At 41.4% G+C, this 18,975-nt stretch carries 19 protein-coding genes; 9 read left to right on the top strand and 10 right to left on the bottom strand.

Annotated elements, in window-relative coordinates; genetic code table 11:
- The first annotated feature begins 7 nt into the window (after positions 1-7).
- Entirely contained in the window at positions 8-1,615 is a 1,608-nt protein-coding gene (locus tag AC20OE_RS02455; protein WP_059376411.1) for an SWIM zinc finger family protein, read from the top strand.
- A complete protein-coding gene (locus AC20OE_RS02460) occupies positions 1,602-4,379 on the top strand; it encodes a DEAD/DEAH box helicase (protein WP_039182010.1) in 2,778 nt (925 codons plus the stop codon). The genes AC20OE_RS02455 and AC20OE_RS02460 overlap by 14 nt, the downstream gene beginning before the upstream one ends.
- A 69-nt stretch (positions 4,380-4,448) precedes the next feature.
- Here AC20OE_RS02460 and ytvA read toward each other — a convergent pair whose 3' ends face one another.
- The 3 genes from ytvA to AC20OE_RS02475 all read right to left on the bottom strand — a co-directional run bounded on the left by ytvA (position 4,449) and on the right by AC20OE_RS02475 (position 7,010).
- Positions 4,449-5,237 carry a YtvA family blue-light photoreceptor gene (ytvA, locus tag AC20OE_RS02465; RefSeq protein ID WP_039182012.1) on the bottom strand — a complete coding sequence of 263 codons (789 nt, stop codon included), beginning with the start codon at positions 5,235-5,237 and terminating at the stop codon, positions 4,449-4,451.
- A gap of 153 nt (positions 5,238-5,390) precedes the next feature.
- On the bottom strand, positions 5,391-6,251 hold the full coding sequence (locus tag AC20OE_RS02470) for a Cof-type HAD-IIB family hydrolase (RefSeq protein ID WP_218963693.1): 861 nt from the start codon (positions 6,249-6,251) through the stop codon (positions 5,391-5,393).
- Positions 6,252-6,653: 402 nt separating this feature from the next.
- Positions 6,654-7,010, bottom strand: coding sequence for a hypothetical protein (locus tag AC20OE_RS02475; RefSeq protein WP_041087904.1), 357 nt, complete (start codon positions 7,008-7,010; stop codon positions 6,654-6,656).
- 117 nt (positions 7,011-7,127) lie between these two features.
- Here AC20OE_RS02475 and AC20OE_RS02480 point away from each other — a divergent pair, with 117 nt between their 5' ends.
- The gene (locus tag AC20OE_RS02480; RefSeq protein ID WP_024423692.1) at positions 7,128-7,538 is read left to right on the top strand and encodes a YwpF-like family protein; all 411 of its coding nucleotides are present in this window, start codon (positions 7,128-7,130) and stop codon (positions 7,536-7,538) included.
- Between the two features lie 26 nt (positions 7,539-7,564).
- Here AC20OE_RS02480 and mscL read toward each other — a convergent pair whose 3' ends face one another.
- On the bottom strand, positions 7,565-7,960 hold the full coding sequence (gene mscL, locus AC20OE_RS02485) for a large conductance mechanosensitive channel protein MscL (protein WP_024423693.1): 396 nt from the start codon (positions 7,958-7,960) through the stop codon (positions 7,565-7,567).
- A 127-nt stretch (positions 7,961-8,087) separates the two neighbouring features.
- Positions 8,088-8,522, bottom strand: coding sequence for a 3-hydroxyacyl-ACP dehydratase FabZ (gene fabZ / locus AC20OE_RS02490; RefSeq protein WP_012011512.1), 435 nt, complete (start codon positions 8,520-8,522; stop codon positions 8,088-8,090).
- 219 nt (positions 8,523-8,741) lie between these two features.
- On the opposite strand from fabZ, the gene AC20OE_RS02495 reads away from it, so the two are divergent.
- A complete protein-coding gene (locus AC20OE_RS02495) occupies positions 8,742-9,797 on the top strand; it encodes a tetratricopeptide repeat protein (RefSeq protein ID WP_059376409.1) in 1,056 nt (351 codons plus the stop codon).
- 14 nt (positions 9,798-9,811) lie between these two features.
- Here AC20OE_RS02495 and AC20OE_RS02500 read toward each other — a convergent pair whose 3' ends face one another.
- The 4 genes from AC20OE_RS02500 to spoIIID all read right to left on the bottom strand — a co-directional run bounded on the left by AC20OE_RS02500 (position 9,812) and on the right by spoIIID (position 13,088).
- Positions 9,812-10,630 carry a flagellar hook-basal body protein gene (locus tag AC20OE_RS02500; RefSeq protein ID WP_059376406.1) on the bottom strand — a complete coding sequence of 273 codons (819 nt, stop codon included), beginning with the start codon at positions 10,628-10,630 and terminating at the stop codon, positions 9,812-9,814.
- Positions 10,631-10,659: 29 nt separating this feature from the next.
- Positions 10,660-11,499, bottom strand: a complete 840-nt coding sequence (locus AC20OE_RS02505; protein WP_039182029.1) for a flagellar hook-basal body protein — start codon at positions 11,497-11,499, stop codon at positions 10,660-10,662.
- A gap of 124 nt (positions 11,500-11,623) precedes the next feature.
- Positions 11,624-12,625, bottom strand: coding sequence for a cell shape-determining protein Mbl (gene mbl, locus AC20OE_RS02510; RefSeq protein ID WP_007497573.1), 1,002 nt, complete (start codon positions 12,623-12,625; stop codon positions 11,624-11,626).
- A 184-nt stretch (positions 12,626-12,809) separates the two neighbouring features.
- Positions 12,810-13,088, bottom strand: a complete 279-nt coding sequence (gene spoIIID / locus AC20OE_RS02515; protein WP_008343327.1) for a sporulation transcriptional regulator SpoIIID — start codon at positions 13,086-13,088, stop codon at positions 12,810-12,812.
- Positions 13,089-13,435: 347 nt separating this feature from the next.
- Here spoIIID and AC20OE_RS02520 point away from each other — a divergent pair, with 347 nt between their 5' ends.
- From AC20OE_RS02520 to AC20OE_RS02530, 3 genes are all read left to right on the top strand, one after another.
- On the top strand, positions 13,436-13,849 hold the full coding sequence (locus AC20OE_RS02520; RefSeq protein ID WP_024423697.1) for a MarR family winged helix-turn-helix transcriptional regulator: 414 nt from the start codon (positions 13,436-13,438) through the stop codon (positions 13,847-13,849).
- 15 nt (positions 13,850-13,864) lie between these two features.
- Positions 13,865-15,052, top strand: coding sequence for an MFS transporter (locus AC20OE_RS02525; protein ID WP_039182032.1), 1,188 nt, complete (start codon positions 13,865-13,867; stop codon positions 15,050-15,052).
- Positions 15,053-15,166: 114 nt separating this feature from the next.
- Complete coding sequence (locus AC20OE_RS02530; protein WP_024423699.1) at positions 15,167-15,766, top strand: undecaprenyl-diphosphatase; 600 nt, start codon at positions 15,167-15,169, stop codon at positions 15,764-15,766.
- Between the two features lie 38 nt (positions 15,767-15,804).
- On the opposite strand, the gene AC20OE_RS02535 is transcribed toward AC20OE_RS02530, so the two are convergent.
- The gene (locus tag AC20OE_RS02535; RefSeq protein ID WP_487268286.1) at positions 15,805-17,193 is read right to left on the bottom strand and encodes an MFS transporter; all 1,389 of its coding nucleotides are present in this window, start codon (positions 17,191-17,193) and stop codon (positions 15,805-15,807) included.
- A gap of 170 nt (positions 17,194-17,363) precedes the next feature.
- Between AC20OE_RS02535 and AC20OE_RS02540 the strand changes: the two genes are divergently transcribed.
- Together AC20OE_RS02540 and AC20OE_RS02545 are read left to right on the top strand one after the other, a co-directional pair.
- Complete coding sequence (locus AC20OE_RS02540; RefSeq protein WP_064497930.1) at positions 17,364-18,251, top strand: transporter substrate-binding domain-containing protein; 888 nt, start codon at positions 17,364-17,366, stop codon at positions 18,249-18,251.
- A gap of 41 nt (positions 18,252-18,292) precedes the next feature.
- Entirely contained in the window at positions 18,293-18,970 is a 678-nt protein-coding gene (locus AC20OE_RS02545; RefSeq protein ID WP_487268288.1) for an amino acid ABC transporter permease, read from the top strand.
- Positions 18,971-18,975: the final 5 nt, after the last annotated feature.

Below are 18,975 nucleotides of genomic sequence, written 5' to 3' on the forward strand. Positions count from 1 at the left end.
GGATCAAATGCTTCAGCACAACATCAACGAAGAAGAAATCAAACAAACAGCCGAACAGATCAAAGAACTTCTTCCTGCAACAGATGAAAACAAACAACTCATCAAAAAAGCATTGATTACTTATAGACAGGACAGCGTATATCGGCTCAAGCAAGAGTCTGATACTGAATGGTCAGCTTATGTACATGATGTCGTGGCAGCAAGAGTCCACCTTCATGTGCTGTTTCCTGTGAGAAGCAGCTGCTCATGTCCAGCAGATGGACTTTGTAAACACATTCTCGCTGTCTTCTTTTCGCTATACGCTCAAGTAGAGAGTGTAACCGGATTTACAGAAAATTGGTCAGAAAAGGATGAATTACAGCGCAGCAAAGAACTGATTCGCCAGCACTTCCAAGTGAAGCGCCCAGACGAACAATCACTCCAAAGCTGGCTGACTTTTTTCCAAGAGGAATTTAACCTCTGGCTGAAACGGACACCGAAGCACCAGCAAACACCGCAGCATTTGTATTACGGCTATTTATCGATCCTAAAAAAACACGCACCTGCTTCACCTGAATTCAAGAGCTTGTATGCGATTCATACGTCGATCGATGTATGGCTGAGGCTTCATGAACTCGTCGACCTCGGCCGCCTTGATGCCGAAAAAGACTTTTATTCCATGAATCCATATGTAGAACAGCTCATGAACACTATTTTTGATTCAGTGGATCATTTGAAGACATACGCCCTTTCCTTTTCCCTCGATCCGTTTCTTGAAAACACACCAACTGCCGTTCGCATACTTCTTCAAATCAATGGACCTTTCCAGCATGAACGAGTAGCGGTCTTTATGGAGATTTGGGGCACCATATTAAATAGAGGGAAATGGGTCAAAAAAGAAACAGAATTACTAAAGAACGCCCAGAAAAAAGAACAAACGGTTGAACGTACCATCGGGCTGATGCACATGGATTATTTACTGAAAGAAGATGAAAGCCTCTTTCAGCAATTACAGCTGCTCAATGCCGACATGCTGCCAAATGTGCTCAATTGGCTGAAGGATCTCACAAACCGAAAGGACTGGAAGCGGCTCAAGCTCTGGTATCACGAAATCACCTATATATTAGAGGAATATTGCCAGCTCGACCTTTCATACAGAGAACTGCGGGGAGCCGTCAGTGATTTCTTCTTTTATTTAGATGCATATTTTAAGCAGACGAAGGATCATCATTTATATGAACGCTATCTCCAAATCTGTATGCCCTATGCGTTTACAGAATACAGTCAGCTATTGTATGCACAGCAGCGTTATGCGGAATGGATTGAGATTCACAGCCTTGTTGGTTTCTCCATTAGTGAACTGGAGAAGGATCTGATCAAACAGATTGCAAAAGAGGAGCCAGAAGCCCTCATTCCATCGTACCACCGTGAAATCTCACTGCTTCTCGATCAAAAGAATCGAAGTGCTTATCGAGAGTCTGTGAAAATGCTGAAGAAACTGCGCACGCTTTATCATAAAACAAAAAAAACCACGATTTGGGAAAGGTATGTAAAGCAGCTGCAAGATTCAACAAAACGGCTGCGTGCGTTCCAAGAGGAAATGAAGAAAGGAAAATTGATTGATGACACGCCATAAACAAATTGTCATTCATGCAGAACAAACAGAAGATTTCTCTTTCACCATTTCAGCGCAAGCAGAGGACGGACACCCTGTTCCGCTTAATGAAATGAAGAGGCAGCTTTTCCAATGGCACGAATCTTCTTTCTACGGAACATTCTTAGAAGATGTCAGCTTTATTGGAACACCTGCCTTCCTGTTAAGCCCTTGGATGACCGTTGAATTGCTAGGAAAAAATTCATTTAATACGTTTAGTCATGTGACATTAACGGATGAAACGGAGCCCCTGATGAAAACAGCCTCCACCATTTACGAATTTATCGAGGACGAAGATTTCGTTCCCGATTACGAGGCATGGACAAAAGGCGAGCTTCGGTTTAAAGACAAAGAAGGCCTATTAGATGGTTATACGGCTGATTGGTTCTCCTTTGCTGTACAGGATTATATTCAGTATGATGATGCCTTGCAGCACAAGTGGGAACGCATGAACGCACAATCGCCTGCACTCTCAACCTTCCAAGGACATTTTCTAGATGAGCAGGATTTCTTGGAGACGATTGGCTGGATAGATGATGAGACGCCGTTCACTGTCGGCTTGCGCTTAAATGAGCCGGATTTTGACGGAGATGATTGGAAAATCGAATTGTTTTTGCGAGATAAGAAAAACAGTGACCTTCACTTTTTTGAAGGCATCCGTTCATTGAAAAGGTCTTGGCATCCGTATCAAGATAAAATTTCAAGAGAGCTGGAACGATTCAGTCAAATTGTCCCTTGGCTTTCTTTCACATCTGGCACCACACTCATGTCAGAAGAAGAGGCGTGGCTCTTCCTATCTGAAGCGAGTGAAACCCTTGTTAATATGGGTATTGAGATTCTGCTCCCATCGTGGTGGCAAATTGTTAAAGACAGCACGATGATGTTAAAAGCAAGGATCTCTTCTACACCGCGAGGCGAATCGCATGTCGGTATGGACGCATTAATGGACTTTAATTGGCGCTTTGCTACAAACGGCATTGAACTGACAGAAGATGAGTTCAACGAGCTTGTCCAAAGCAAACGACGCCTTGTCAACATTCGAGGACAATGGATCAAAATAGATCCTACCTTCATCCAGCAAATGAAAAAGTGGATGGAGCGTGCCGAAAACGAAGGACTTCACATGTCTGATATTTTGTCACGTGAACTGGCAGATCAAGAAGCTTCCTCTGAATCGATTCCAGAGCTATTGGACAGTTCAGCATTTGCCCATATTCAATTTGAACTTTCATCGCAATTAAGAGGGCTTGTCCACCAATTAAATGATACGCACGAGCTGCCTTCCTACGAAATGAGTGAGTCCTTTAAAGGCATACTGCGTCCGTATCAGCAGCATGGCGTGAACTGGCTTTTATTTTTAAGATCGCATGGATTTGGGGCTTGTTTAGCAGATGATATGGGCCTTGGAAAAACGATTCAAATGATCGCATATTTCACGTATTTGAAGGAGCAGGAGCAAAATGCCACTCCCTCTCTCATCATTGCGCCGACCTCTGTTTTAGGAAACTGGCAGCGAGAGCTCGAAACATTCGCACCACATTTGAAGGTTGCCCTGCATTATGGCCCATCGCGTCCACAGGGAGAGGACTTCACAAAAGCATACGAGTCAACAGATATTGTTCTGACGTCTTATGGACTCTCACATTCTGATCGTGATGAATTAACGGCAGCAAAGTGGAATACCATTTGCTTAGACGAAGCCCAAAACATCAAGAACGCCCATACGAAACAATCGAGAGCGATTAGACAGCTTAAAGGGCAACATCACATTGCCCTCAGCGGGACACCAATGGAAAACCGTTTGACAGAGCTTTGGTCCATATTCGACTTCGTCAACAAAGGATATCTCGGCAGCCTGACCGGCTTCCATAAGAAGTTCGTCCTTCCGATTGAAAAAGACCGTGAAGAAAAAAGAATTGAACAGCTGCAGCAGCTGATCAAACCATTTTTATTAAGACGAACAAAACAAGATGAAGAAGTTGCTCTGAACCTGCCTGAGAAACTCGAAGAAAAAGAATTCATCCCGCTATCCGCTGAGCAGGCGTCTTTATATGAGCAGCTCGTGAAGGATACATTTGAACATATGGCATCATTAACAGGGATGCAGCGAAAAGCCATTATTTTAAGTATGCTTGGCAGACTCAAACAGATTTGTGATCACCCTGCTCTCTATTTAAAAGAGAGTGGAACAGATGTGAAACTGCTGAAACGTTCGTTAAAAATGGATAAACTCGCAGAGCTGTTAAAAGCGATACATGAGCAAGGAGAAAGCTGCCTCATCTTTACGCAGTATATTGAAATGGGCAACATGATCAAGCAGCTGGCAGAAAAGATGTTTGGAGAACCGGTCCAATTTTTAAATGGCAGCCTCTCAAAACAGGAGCGGGACAAAATGGTGGACCGCTTCCAGAAGAAAGAATTCAACATTTTAATTCTTTCTTTAAAAGCAGGAGGAACAGGACTCAACCTAACCGCCGCAAACCATGTCATTCACTACGATAGATGGTGGAATCCTGCTGTGGAAAACCAAGCGACAGACCGAGCTTATCGGATTGGACAAAAACGATTTGTTCACGTCCATAAGATGATCACAACGGGCACAATCGAGGAAAAAATCGATCAAATGCTCGAAACAAAACAAACATTAAATGATCAAATTATCCAAAGCGAGAGCTGGATTACAGAGCTATCGACAAACGAACTAGAAGATTTATTTACCTTAAGTGCTGCCGCTCAATCATCTTAATCACAGCAAAAAGAGGACTTTTCTCAAGTTTCATGAAAAGTCCTCTTTTTCATTTGATATAAACGTAAGTTAAATGTTCAGTTTTTTCAATGCAGATTTCACATTCATATACGTATTTAATTCACGGAAGTCCTCTCTCATTTCTCCCATTTTCATGGCAAGATTCGGTTTAATTCCTGTCACAATGAGTTCAGTACCCGTCATTAAAATCAAATCGTTCAGCTTAAAGATCGCATCTGCCACAAATGAATCCACTTCTAATAATCCGGACAGATCGACAATAAAATAATCATCCTTGGATTGAGAGATATAGGTGGAGACCGTTGAAATGATCTTATCAAATCTTGGCGCTGTTAATGTACCAATGATAGGTAACACAGAGATCCCATCTTTCACCGGAACGATTGGGACAGAAATATTCAGCACTTCATCAATTGATTGCTCAAGAAGCTCTTGCTGTTCCTTCTCTTTCGTGACATCCTTTTGCAGACCAACGAAATAAAGACGTTTCCCTTCATTTTCGTCAATCCAAAGAGGAGCGACACTTAACTCGTTCCAAAACATTTGTCCAGATTTTTTATAATTTTTCAGCTGAACAGTGACAGCCTCTTTGTTCTCAATGGCTGTTCTAATTTGTTTGAGAGCGATTTGTTCAGTTTCATCTCCCTGAAGGAAACGACAATTCCTCCCCAATACTTCGATTTCTTGATAGCCTGTCATATCTAAAAAGCCCTTGTTCACATATATTAAAGGATTATCAGGTAAAGACGGGTCCGTCACCGTCAGGCCAACCTGAGTATAGTCCAAGGCTTCCTTGATTAAATGCAGATTTTCGGACTTATAAGATTCCAGCGCCATTCGTTTACTCTCCTTATTTTCCTTACAAGCGGGTTATATTCTTAATTAAATTATATGATGTTCCACATCATGTGTAAATAGAAGTGGTTCTGAATTCCTCTTTTGTAGAATGCGCTTCATCCTATGTGATTTATACCGCGACATCTGATTCATCTATTTCAAAAGGTGCCGGATCATATGCGCCACTCCATGTTCATCGTTTGATAACGTGACGTGATCAGCGATTTCTTTTATATCCTGCCTCGCATTCCCCATCGCAACCCCAACACCAGCAGCTCGAAGCATTGATTCATCATTTAAACTGTCTCCTACAGCCGCTGCCCTACTTAAAGGAATACCTAGTCTTTCTGCCAGCCTTGTTAATGCCTGCCCTTTAGACGCGTGCTTTGAACCAATTTCAAAATTATGATCAGCCGAACTGACCAATGTTAAATCTAAATCATCACCAAACATATCCCATCCGGCTTTCAATCTGTCCTGAAAGAAAGAAAAACCTAAAATGTTGTAAAATGAAAGCTTTCGATCCTCACGAAACAATTCTTTATATGTATCAATATAAGAAAAACCAGACTGGCTGTATTGAACTTCTGCCGCTTGCTTTAAGACATTTTGATCCGTTTCTGGATTTGCACTTTTTAAACGGTCCATTTCAATCGCAAGAAGCTCTCTGCCGCGATTCGGTGTGAAAATGGCTTCGTTTGTAAAGACTTCATAATAATAATCACGTTCTTCCAGCCATGACAATATGTGTTTAGCCTTTTCTTCTTGTAAAGCAGCTGAATGGTACACTTGTCCAGTTGGATCATGAATCACAGCTCCATTGGCACTAATCACCCATGTATTCATACCAAGCTGGTCAAAAATAGACTTCACATCAAAATACGCTCTCCCTGTTGAAACGACAACCTCAATTCCATTCGCAGCTGCTTCCTTTAATGCCTGCTCGTTTTCCTGACTCACTTTGTGTTCACTGTTCAATAAAGTGCCATCTAAATCCGTTGCGATTAATTGAATGTTTGTCATCATTCTCTCCTTTTTGTCTTTATTTTCAACCGATATACCGTTAACAAAATCCATCATCATTATGTAATGAGTATCCACTATTTGCAAGAGCTGATCGGTTAAACAGTGAATAAAAGGGTATCCGGCCACGCATTATGACCGGATACACACAAAGGGGATTCATAAGGGGACACATGACCTATACAAAGAAGCATTGGTTCTATTACGCAGTGTTCATATGCACAAGGCAGCATCTATCAGCTTTAGCTAGAGGGGGGCTGTCAGATGATAGACGTTACCTTTTGATCGGGACTTGCCTCCTTTCCTTTCAGCTACCCCTAGTCTACGGAGAAAGGCCTGATGTGACAAAACGTGAAAATAGCAAAATAGGCCTTCAAATTCTCTATATCCTCATTAATTTCTGTTTTTTACCGCTTGCGTATAAAACATCATCTTGTTTTGTTTGATGAAATACTTATTTTTCATAAATTGATAAAAAATATCTGAATGAATCCAATTACTAGAAGGCATGTGAATATAATCAGATCCGTCCCACGCAAACCAATAAAAACAAAGCCGTCCATCATGAACCGACAGCTGAAACTCAAAGCAGTCCATTTGATCCTCAGTGACATATTGAAACGTGAGTGACTCTCCTTCTTCCATATAGACATCACAAAATGAAAGAATGTCTCCCCACGAATAAACACGTATATCACTCTTTGCCTTCTCCTCGCCAATATGAATATTTCTCAATTGATAGGACTCCATAAAACATCTCCTTTCACTCATGTGCAGCTAGTTCTAAGCAGGCAGCGGTTTCATTTATACAGATGTTGTATGCTATAATAATACTTACGAATAATGAACGCTTGTGAGGTGATAAATATGAAAACCTTTAGGCTGATTGATTTAAAAATTGAACTTGATCCACAGCAAGATAAAATGTCCAGCATTCCCCTTCGTGACGGTTTAATCATTAATAAAGAAGACGGTGAAAATCACTGGATGATCGAGGCACTCATTCCAAAGAAACATAGACAGGTGTTTGAGGTACTCTTTCAGCAGCACACAGAAGTGAAGATTCTTGTAACGATCACTAAAGAAAACAACCGCCCTGTTCACCTATCTGTCCAAGTCAAAAACATCGTTGCCTTAGAAGAAAACATTTCTGTATTACTCGATGGTAAAATGATTACAAATCGTTACAGAACAGAAACTGAAGAAGTATTAAAAGACCTCGTCAAAGAGGGGCTTTCAGGAGAAAAACTACTGGATGCTTTTAAACAAAACACATAAAAAAGAGCGGGGTCAGCCGCTCTTTTTTATTGCACATCTTTAGACTGGCTTTGATTTTTCAATAGATCTCTAATTTCAGTTAGCAAAACTTCCGTTTGATCCGGCGTTTCCACAACCTCTTCTTCCTCGACCTTTTTCCGTTTTAACTTATTCAAATAACGAATAAAGATAAAAATGGAAAACGAGATAATTAAGAAATCAACCACTGTTTGAATAAAGTTTCCATATAAAATTTGAGCAGCTCCGATTTTAATGGATAAACCGCTAAAATCATGCCCTCCAATAATAATACCGACAAGCGGCATGATTAAATCATTCACAAGAGAAGTGACAATTTTGCCAAATGCTCCCCCAATGATGACACCTACAGCCAAGTCAATGACATTGCCCTTGACGGCAAACTCTCTAAATTCTTTCAGCATCCTTTATCACCTTCATCTTTTTTTGTCTAATATGACGTTTTTTTGTCTAAATTGCAAGTCCTTATCCGTTCTAACTGAACGTTTCTAAATAAAAAAGCGATTCATGCTTGATGAACCGCCAGGAAAATCATGATACTTTAGGACCGATAGAAAATGTCAGTTCTGCTTCACATGCAACTTCGCCATCTACTGTCGCTACTGCTTTTCCTTTTGCAACCGGTCCGCGGAGGCGCGTCACTTCAACCTCTAAACGAAGCTGGTCTCCAGGCTTGACCTGTCTTTTAAAGCGGCAGCCGTCAATCCCTGCAAACAAACCAATTTTCCCTTTGTTTTCTTCCTTGCCTAACATAATCACACCAAAAACCTGTGCGAGTGCTTCTACAATAAGCACACCCGGCATGACTGGGTATCCTGGGAAATGGCCATTAAAAAATTCTTCATTTACTGTGACATTTTTAATCCCAACCGCTCTTTTTTCTCCCTCAACCTCTAAAATACGGTCGACCAATAAGAATGGATAACGGTGTGGAATAATGTCTTGAATTTGCTGAGCATCAAGCATATCTTGATCTCTCCTTCTTTTCTATATCGCTGATCTTCATGTGATTCCTATAGAAGTATATTATGAATGCTGGCATTTTTCAATATTCCCCTCGCGTATATGGTAAAAAATAGAATCTACCATTACCAATTGTCATCAAATATAATCCACACTACACTCATTGTTTTTTCACAAATATGGTAATATATATTACATCATTGAATAAATAAGAGGGTAAAAATGAATTTTATGAGCGATAAATCCATAAAAAAACTTCTCCATTCCTGGTATACAATGCTGAAGCATCGACATTTTTCGAAGGCTGAAGAAATCAAAAAAACACTACTAAAATATAAACGTAAATTATCAAAAAAACAGGAGCTCTATTTCCATTATCAGCTGGTGCTTTTTCGTCATCAGCTCTGGATGAATCAAACAGAGGACTTAGAAAAACTCAAACACGAACTGCTGCCACACAAAGATGAAATGAACGAAGAACTACAATATTATTTTTACTTCTTTCTCGGATTATATGAATCTTTAAAAAGTGACCAAAATGATGCGATTCATTATCTCGAAAAGGCAGAGGAACGACTGCCATTGCTTAACGATGAGCTGGAAGAAGCAGAGTTCCATTTCCGTACAAGCGGTGTTTATTATAACAACCGTTACTCGTTGTTATCGATTCGTCATATTCAAAAAGCCATGGATATTTTTGCAAAGCACGAAGACATCCACAGCATCTATCGGTGTAAAATTGTACTCGCTCTTAACTATAGCGACCAAAAAAAATATGAGGAAGCAGAAGCTATTTTCATTGAGATTATTGATTACGTGAAAAAGATTGATGATCAAGAGCTGCTCGGTATCGTTTATTATGACGCTGGCTTTATTCAGTCGAGACAAAATCGTCACAAAGAAGCACTGGACTACTTTAAAAAAGCGCTTCGTCTCCCAGCATACCGAAAGTCAGCACACTCCTATGTATCGTGCCTATACGAAACTGTGCGTTCCTGCTTTAAAGAAAATTTAACCGATGAAGGGATGAAGTATATTCAAAAAGGGCTGAAAGAAGCCGTTGCTTCGCAGTTTGATATATTAAGAATGAAGTTTCAAATCTTATCTCTTCTCTACAGCCAAACGCCAAAGGCAGATGAGCAGATCGCCACGCTCGTCACATGTCTTGAACGAAAAGAAGCCTGGATTGATCTTGAGGATCTGCTTGCTGATGTCTCAGATTTTTATAAAAAAAAGGGCGACTTTGAGCGAGCCGCCTTTTTTATCATGAGAGGCTGATACGAGCCTGCTGATTATCGAATTGTATTAATTAATCCCAGCATCTGATCGCCCATCGTAATAGATCTTGAGTTCAACTGATAGGAACGCTGCGTTGTCATGAGGTCTGTTAATTCTTTCGACATGTCCACATTTGACGTTTCCAGCGCACCTTGCTGAAGCTGAATCGCCTCTCGGTTTGCTCCATTTAGTGCTGTTAGTGCGCCTTGATAGGTTCCGTCGACTGAGAACAAATTATCTCCTTCAGAGACAAGTGCTGACGAATTGTTGACTTGTACAACGCCTAGATTCACTTGCTGATTCGGTTGATTATCTCTTGAAATCGCCGTAAGCCGTCCATTTTTATCGATTGAAATATCACGGAAATTCGCATTTAAGACGATTGCATTCCCATTTTCATCAAGAATCGGATAGCCTTCGCTCGTGACAAGCTGTACTTGGTTACGGTTATTGCCCGGCTGTAAGTAAAGTGAACCATCTCTTGTATAACGGATATTACCGCCGGCGTTGACCTGCAAATACTGCGACGGCGCTCCGAATGCAACATCAAGATCACGTCCAGTTTCTTTAATTGAGCCTTGCAGCGAGTTAATGGACGCATTGACCATTGTCCCCGTACCAAGCCTTAACCCAGCAGGTGTCAGACGACTGTTTGCCACCTGATCATTTTTTTCATCTACCTGATTAAACTGCTGTCTGATCAGCTCTGAGAAACGGGTGTTTTTCGCGCGGTACCCTGTTGTCTCACTGTTCGCGATGTTGTTGCTGATGATGTCAAGCTGCTTTTGCACTTCATTCATCGAGACAGCTGCGTTTATCATCGTTCTAAGCATAAGTATCCTCCTTTCTTTTTATTTCTTGATTAGTACACTCTTCCAATTTCATTCACTGCTTTTTCTAAGCTTTTATCATATGCCTGAACCACTTTTTGGTTTGTTTCAAATGCTCGGTAGGCTGTTGTCATATCTGTATATGATTTTGTCACATCGACGTTCGACAGCTCCGATACCCCTTGGCTTAACGTATAGGACATTTGACCGTTATTGACTGCACTTGGGAGGGGCTGATTATCAGCTGTACGATATAAATCATTTCCTTCACGCGCTAGATTTCTTGTATCCATCGCAACTCGTACATCAATTTGACCAAGATTTTGGCCATTTTCAGTGACAGTACCATCTGCATTCACTTTGAAATTCTCACTCTGAACCGTAATCGGCTGGCCGGTCACGGAAAGAAGAGCACGTCCATTAATGGTCAACTGATTTTGTGCGTTCAATGTAATGGAGCTGCTTTTCGTATAACGAACGCCTTCTGGTGTGTTGACCGCATAAAATAGCGCTGATTTCTGATTGGTCTCCGGATTGATCGGCACATTATTTTCAACTAGTGCTACGTCTGTTGTTTGATCTGTTGTTTTTAAAGTTCCCTGTGTAAATTGAGGGATTAATTCCTGCATATATGTCCCAGTATTGATTCCACCAATCGGCGATTGCAGTGGAACACTAAAGCCTTTGCCCGAGGATGTTTGGAAACGTCCTGATTCCATTCGGCTCAGCAGCATTTCTGGAAATGCACGCATTGCCCCTTCATCTGCTTTATAACCTGGCGTATTCGCATTTGCGATATTATTTGAAAGCATTTCTGTCCGCCGCTCTTGAGCAATCATGGCAGATGTTGCGGTGTATAGTCCTTTTAACACGTGCTCACCTCATTCAAATTCTTTCACATGACCTAAACACAATCTTCTATGAAATATATCGGCTAATTAGCAGGGTTCTTTAATAAAAATCCCCCATTCTTTCTAAAAAGAATGAGGGAAATCATTAGCTGAGTTTACGCTTTGGCAGCTTGTCCATATTATCAAGCATCACGCCAGTACCAACTGCTACACAGTCCATTGGATTTTCAGCAACGAAAACCGGTACTTTCAGCTCTTCTGCAAGCAATTGATCAAGCCCATTTAGAAGAGCTCCGCCACCTGTAATGATGACGCCGCGATCGATAATATCAGCTGATAATTCAGGCGGTGTTCTCTCAAGAACTTGTTTCGCAGCCTGAACAATCGCAGATACAGATTCACGCAATGCTTCTTCTACCTCTTTGCTTGTGACGGTAATCGTTCTTGGTAATCCTGTCACCATGTCTCGTCCACGAATTGAAATCTCTTCGTGACGTGCGTCTGGGAATACCGTTGCAACTTGGATCTTAATATCCTCAGCCGTGCGCTCACCGATCAACAGCTTGTACTCTTTTTTAATGTAGTTTAGAATTTCCAGATCAAATTTGTCTCCAGCCATTTTAATAGAAGAGGCGGTTACAATGTCACCCATTGAGATGACAGCGATATCTGTCGTTCCGCCTCCAATATCTACGACCATGTTTCCACTTGGCTGAAAAATATCCATACCAGCACCAATGGCTGCTACTTTTGGCTCTTCTTCAAGAAATACATGCTTACCACCGCTTTTTTCAGCAGCTTCTTTGATCGCCTTCTGCTCAACAGATGTAATGTTTGTCGGGCAGCAGATGAGCATACGCGGCTTAGAGAATAGCCCTTTCACATTTAATTTGTTAATAAAATGCTTGAGCATCGCTTCAGTTACTTCAAAATCAGCAATTACGCCATCTTTTAATGGACGAATCGCAACAATATTCCCAGGCGTACGTCCAACCATACGTCTAGCCTCTTCTCCAACAGCCAAAACTTTCCCGCTGTTTTTGTCAAGAGCTACCACAGATGGTTCATTTAACACAATTCCTTTTCCTTTGACATGAATCAGTACATTGGCAGTACCAAGATCAATTCCAATATCCCTAGCAAACATCTATATATATCCTCCTTGAAAATCTGTTTCCATAGCAAATACCACATTCTGCCCTAATTATATATTCTATCATAATTTGCAGAAAAAAAGATATTTCTTTACAAAAGTCTTTACAAAATTTGTGGTTAGAAACTACCGATATGAGGAAGATATATATATCATGTTTATGAACAAAGAACTAAGCTTACTGTTTCACAGGCTCGCCTTCTAAAATTTCTTCTTTTTTATACTTTAACTTGGTGGCTTCTCCTCCTCGCAAGTGGCGGATTGATTTATGATAATCCAGTATCTCCTTCACTTCATTAGCCAGATCTGGATTAATTTCTGGCAGCCTTTCTGTTAGATCCTTGTGTACAGTACTTTTAGAGACTCCAAATTCTTTCGCAATAACACGAACGGTTTTCTTTGTCTCCACGATATACTTTCCTATCTTGATTGTTCGCTCTTTGATGTAATCGTGCACACCACTCGACCTCCCTAAAATGGATGTGAGAAGTGTGAAATGAGATCCGTATGAAGATTATCCATTTTCAGCGGCGCTTGTTCGTCGTAATTTCTCATCCAATAGGTAGTAAATGCCAAACACGATCCCTCACCTCAAACACTCTCTTTGTCAGGTTTGTAACAGTGTATTAGCATTGAATAGGGAATATGCTAAAAATGAAGATGGGACAAGGGATTTATCAGAAAAGGCAAAACAAAAAATCATTTCGGGGCGCGAAAATTTTCACTTTACAAGAAAGGATTCAGCACGTAAAATAGAAAAGGTGAATTTATTTACCTAGCTAAATATTTAAAAAAGGTGAGCATATGGATACGTTAAATAGAGAGTGTTTACATCAAATACATCAAGGCGCACGACTGCTGTCTAAAAAGGCGAACGAAGCGCTTGCTGCTTATGACTTGTACATGTCCCAGTGGACTGTGCTTTTTTGTTTGGATACATTCGGCCCGAAAACCCAAAAAGATATCTGGACATATTTGAACGTCGAAGCACCTACGATCACCAGAACCGTCACCCGTTTAGAAGCAAACGGCTGGGTGAAACGTGTACAAGGAAAAGACAAACGTGAGAATCTGATCGTGATGACAGATGATGCAAAAGCCCGATTTGAAGAAATCAAACGCACGATGGAACAATTTGAAGAAGAATGTCTTTCAGATTTTACCTACGAAGAAAAACAACTCCTCCATACACTTTTACACAAATTATCAACTGAATAGGAAGTGACATACATCATGAACGAACGTATTTGGACAAAAGACTTTATTATGATTGTCCTGGTGAATTTATTTACGTTCACCTCTTTTTATGCCCTTTTGACATTACTGCCCATTTACACAATGGATGAACTAAATGGAACAGAATCACAGGGCGGCCTCCTTGTGACGGTCTTCTTATTGTCTGCAATTGTGACAAGACCTTTCTCGGGCGCCATTATTGAGAAATTCGGCAAAAAACAGATGGCGATTTTCTCTTCTACGGCCTTTGCCTTACTCACTTATTTATACATCCCGATTGATCAATTCCAAACGCTTCTTATACTGCGTTTCGTACAAGGGATCTTTTTTAGTATTTTGACGACAGTAGCCAGTGCCATTGCGGCTGATATGATCCCGAAACATAAACGCGGGGAAGGACTCGGATACTTTGTGATGTCCATGAACCTCGCTGTTGTCATCGGTCCATTTATCGCACTGAATCAAGTAGGAAAAATAGGATTTCATTCCTTATTTCTTCTCTTTTCCATTATCGTAACGATCGGAGCCGCTTTTACGATGCTGATTAGACAGCCAGAGCCGGAAAACGGAGGAAGCATCGTCTTCCGATTCACGTTTTCTCACCTGTTTGAAAAAGGCGCATTAAAAACAGCGGCCGTCGGCATCATTATTTCCTTCTGTTATTCGCCGATTATTTCATTTATTTCAGTTTATGCAAATTCACTCCATTTGATGGGTGCAAGCAGTTATTTCTTTATTGTGTTTGCGGCTGCAATGCTTGGATCACGTCCATTTACAGGCAGACTTTTTGACCGAGTTGGAGCTCACGTTGTGATCTATCCTTCGATTGCTCTTTTTGCCATTGGTTTATGGATGCTGACAGCGACACATTCAGCCACAATGCTTCTTCTATCAGGCGCTGTGATTGGGCTTGGCTACGGATCACTCGTGCCATGTTTACAAACTCTTGCGATTCAGCACTCACCAGCTCACCGTACAGGATATGCGACGGCCACTTTCTTCACCCTGTATGATACGGGTATTGCTGCTGGCTCATTTGTCTTTGGACTCCTTGTCAGCTTCACAGACTTTTCAAATGTGTACCTCATTGCGGGTATTGTGGTCTTACTGAGTATGGGCGTTTTTTATTGGAGCGAACGAAAACCCCAAGAAGCAAAAGCACAAAAGGTCTCCCTTTCAGAATAAAAGGATACTATTTTAAACTTCACCGGAAACATGCTAAAATATAGGATATTTCAAATAGAGCATACAGGCTTTTTTGAAAAATAGTTGGCATTAAGCGAAAGTATAGGTGATGTTTTGAATTACGAATTGTTTAAAGTCATACACGGGATGGCTCACCATTCTGAGTTTTTAGATCAGGCCATGATATTCATTACGAAAAAGGCCATTCTTGTGTATGCCCTTGTCTTATTGATTTGCTGGTTTTTAGGGAATCACAAATTTAAGAAGCATGTCTTCTTTTCCGGTGTAACAGGCATTGCAGCACTTATCGTCAACTTTGCCATTACATTGTTTCATTATGAAGAGCGGCCGTTTGTGGCGCATAAAGTCGACACACTCATCCCGCACTCAGCAGACGCTTCCTTCCCAAGTGACCATACAACAGGTGCACTGGCTCTTTCATTAGCCATTCGATCCCGTAATAAAAAGCTCGGCAACATCTTGCTCGTCTTTGGATTACTCACAGGATTCTCCCGCATCTGGGTTGGCCACCATTATCCATTTGATGTTTTAGGCAGCTTGGTCGTATCGATTGTGGTTGTCTTTATCATGAATAAATTATGGAAGTTCTTTGACTCTCCTATTGATCGTATCGTGACATTTTACGAGACAATTGTGGGGAAAATTTTCAGAAGGAAGACAAAGGATCAGGGCTCAGACCTGTCCAACTCTTAAGCGGTTTTGCGATAACGTGATGAAGATTCTTCTCTCACTTATCGTGCCGCTTTTTTTATTGGCTGTCTCCCTCTAACCATACTTGAAAAATAAAGACTGACACCAATGCCAATAAGAGAAATGATGATCAACGTCCAGCCTAATTGCGCAAAATGAGAACCAGCAATTTCATCCCCAAAGAGCATGCCAAGCACAGCAGATGACAGAATGGAACCAAGGTAGCGGCATGTTTGAAAAAGTCCAGAGGACGTGCCAATCATTTGCTGAGGACTTACTTTGAGCATCGCAGCTTGAAGCGCAACATTCCCAATTCCATAACTGAGTCCAAGCAGCGCTAGAACCAATCCTTTCCCCCATAATGGCGCAGGAATAAAAAAGAAAGTCATTGCAGACGCTCCAGCCAGCATCAATACTGCACTCGCTAAAACTGGATGGCGTTCATCCCCGCGATCTACCCACTTTCCTGTCAGAGGCGACACAATAATGCTCACCCCTGACATACACAGCATAAAAAGACCCGTCATTTCCACACGCCAGCCTAACTCATCCTGAAAATAACTCGGCAAACCAAAAAAGAGACAATAGAAAAAGATATTTAAGATGATAAATTGCACATACACAAGTGACAGCCGCTGCTCTTCTCTGAACATCCGTATTTGAATAAACGGTTCATCCACCTGATACTCCCACCAAATAAAAGCGCCTGCACTCAGGAGACAAAGAATGCCTTGAACATATTGAATGCCATTACCGAGTGATAATAAAAATGAAAGCAGGAGAACAATGCAAACAGTAAAAAGAAGCATCCCTGGCAAATCGAGTGTTCGCACGGTTTCGCCTATGCGCAGCTTTCTCTTCTTCTGCTCCTTCGGAAACAACAATAGACCGAGAAAGAAACTGATCAAAATAAACGGCAGATTCACTAAAAAGATAGCCGGCCAGCCGCCAATGGTCATCAAAAATCCGCCAAGCGTCGGCCCAAGTGCCGTCATCGCTGAAGCAAAAATGGATAATACCGCTAACGCAGAAGCCTGTCTTTCTTGAATATGATCCCGAATGAGTCCGACCCCAGAGGGATAAATGGCACTGCTTCCAATCGCCTGTAACAGACGGATCACAATCAGCACCGCAAACGTCGGGGCAAACGGCGCGCAGATGGCTGAGACTGCGACAAGAACGAGACCGAATAAAAATAAGGTTCTCCGGCTCATGACATGATCCCCAATCCGGCCGCTCACTGGCTGCGTCACTGCACTGGCTAAATAAAAAGAAGAAATAAGCCAAGATACAGTCGTAAACGACAAACCGAATTCATGCTGAATTTGATGCAAGGCTAAAGCAATCATTGATGAATTCAGCGGATTCAACATCGTTCCAAAGGCAATAGCGGTTAAAAAAACTTTTCGATTGTCTGTCCACTTGTGCATACACTACTCCTCTTTCTGGCATGTTCTTTGCCCATCCTCCCGTTATTATGAGATTCAATTCCCTTTTTTACCCTGATCAAATCGAGTTCTCTCTCGGAAAAGCTAGACATACATTTTAAAAAGGGCGGCTTTTGGAAAAGCACATATAAAATTGAGAATATGAGGAAGAGATGGTAATATTCATTTCATATTTAAAAGCCTACTTTCTCCTTACAGGGAGAACGGCTGAAAAGGAGGAGAAGCTTATTATTAAAAAAAGACGGTTTTGGGTCCCAGCCCTTTTCTCGGTTGCAGTATTACTTCTGTCTTCGTGTGGTTCAAACGAAACAAATGGGAACGGAGATAAACGTAATTCTACAGCGAAAGGGTCGCCAATTTTGGAGGATGGAAAATTTATTTTTGCAGCATCAGGGGAATTTCATCCGTTTAGTTACATGGATGGAAATCAGATGTCCGGCTTTGATATCGACGTAGGCAATGCGATTAGTGACAAACTAGGTCTCGAACCTATACAGAAAAAATATAAATTCGCAGGCATCGTCGAAGGTGTGAAAGCAGGTAAATTTGATGCGGCAGTTGCCAGTCATACCATCAATGAGGAACGAAAAAAACACGTCCTTTTTTCTAAGCCCTATTACTACTCTGGTCCACAAATTTTCACAAGACCTGGATCAGACATTCAACATGCTGATGACTTAAAAAACAAAGAAATCGCTGTATCAAAAGGATCGTCCTACGCTGATATTGCAAAGGAACATAGCGGGAAAGAACCAAAATATTATGATAGTGATGTCGTCGCCTTAGAAGCACTAGCCAACGGAAAACACGATGCAGTCGTGACAGATTTCGCCACAGGTGCAGAAGCGATGAAGAAAAAATTGAAAATCGAAGCGCAGGAAAGACTCGGACAAAGCGAGCAGGCAATTGCTGTATCAAAAGAAAATGAACAGCTCATAGAAGAGATCAACGATGCGATTGATGCATTAAAAAAAGACGGAACATTAAAACAAATTAGCGAAAAGTACTTTGATGAAGACATCACGGTCAAACAAGATTAAAACCACGATTGTGCGCCTTTTTATAGGCGCACTTTCTTCAAATGGAGATGATTGTTTTGCCTACCTTAGCACACTTTTTTCAGACACTCATTGATTCTAGAGGCATTTTCTTAGAAGGAATGCTGATCACCTTACAGCTCACGGTGATTAGCATCTTCATCGGTATGTTCATCGGGCTTTTCTTTGCTTTATTGAAAATATCCCGCATAGCCGTTTTCGGTTATATCGCCAATGCTTATATCTTTCTTGTACGCGGAACACCACTTGTTGTTCAAATTTTCATCCTATATTTCGGTCTCACAGAATTGAATATACCCGACTTCTGGGCTGCATCCATTGCGCTCGCCTTTCATAATGGCGCCTATATAGCCGAAATATTTAGAGGCGCCATCCAATCCATCGATCAAGGGCAAAAAGAGGCAGGACGCTCTCTTGGCATGGGTCGTTTTTTAACCATGAGGCGCATCATTCTCCCGCAAGCGATGCGGCGCGCCCTACCCCCTCTTGGCAACCAGTTCATTATCGGTTTAAAAGATTCATCACTCGCCGCCTTTATTAGTGTGAATGAACTATTTAACGTCGCCACTACGCAAGGCTCCAACAACTTTGATAATATGACGTATTTACTTGTTGTAGCCGTCTATTACTTAGTTCTTGTCCTGCTGTTAACATTCGCTGTCCAAACCTTTGAGAAGAAATTATCAGCCAGTGACCAATAGGAGGA

Source organism: Bacillus sp. SRI_025 (assembly GCF_057592095.1).

Bases quoted from the DNA above. Each gene is read 5' to 3' on its own strand.
- AC20OE_RS02540 (WP_064497930.1), top strand. From the start codon at position 17,364: ATGGTAATATTCATTTCATATTTAAAAGCCTACTTTCTCCTTACAGGG.
- AC20OE_RS02455 (WP_059376411.1), top strand. From the start codon at position 8: ATGCTTCAGCACAACATCAACGAAGAAGAAATCAAACAAACAGCCGAA.
- AC20OE_RS02535 (WP_487268286.1), bottom strand. From the start codon at position 17,193: ATGCACAAGTGGACAGACAATCGAAAAGTTTTTTTAACCGCTATTGCC.
- ytvA (WP_039182012.1), bottom strand. From the start codon at position 5,237: ATGGCGCTGGAATCTTATAAGTCCGAAAATCTGCATTTAATCAAGGAA.
- AC20OE_RS02480 (WP_024423692.1), top strand. From the start codon at position 7,128: ATGAAAACCTTTAGGCTGATTGATTTAAAAATTGAACTTGATCCACAG.
- AC20OE_RS02495 (WP_059376409.1), top strand. From the start codon at position 8,742: ATGAATTTTATGAGCGATAAATCCATAAAAAAACTTCTCCATTCCTGG.
- fabZ (WP_012011512.1), bottom strand. From the start codon at position 8,522: ATGCTTGATGCTCAGCAAATTCAAGACATTATTCCACACCGTTATCCA.
- AC20OE_RS02520 (WP_024423697.1), top strand. From the start codon at position 13,436: ATGGATACGTTAAATAGAGAGTGTTTACATCAAATACATCAAGGCGCA.
- AC20OE_RS02475 (WP_041087904.1), bottom strand. From the start codon at position 7,010: ATGGAGTCCTATCAATTGAGAAATATTCATATTGGCGAGGAGAAGGCA.
- mscL (WP_024423693.1), bottom strand. From the start codon at position 7,960: ATGCTGAAAGAATTTAGAGAGTTTGCCGTCAAGGGCAATGTCATTGAC.
- AC20OE_RS02545 (WP_487268288.1), top strand. From the start codon at position 18,293: ATGGAGATGATTGTTTTGCCTACCTTAGCACACTTTTTTCAGACACTC.
- AC20OE_RS02500 (WP_059376406.1), bottom strand. From the start codon at position 10,630: ATGCTTAGAACGATGATAAACGCAGCTGTCTCGATGAATGAAGTGCAA.
- mbl (WP_007497573.1), bottom strand. From the start codon at position 12,625: ATGTTTGCTAGGGATATTGGAATTGATCTTGGTACTGCCAATGTACTG.
- AC20OE_RS02525 (WP_039182032.1), top strand. From the start codon at position 13,865: ATGAACGAACGTATTTGGACAAAAGACTTTATTATGATTGTCCTGGTG.
- AC20OE_RS02460 (WP_039182010.1), top strand. From the start codon at position 1,602: ATGACACGCCATAAACAAATTGTCATTCATGCAGAACAAACAGAAGAT.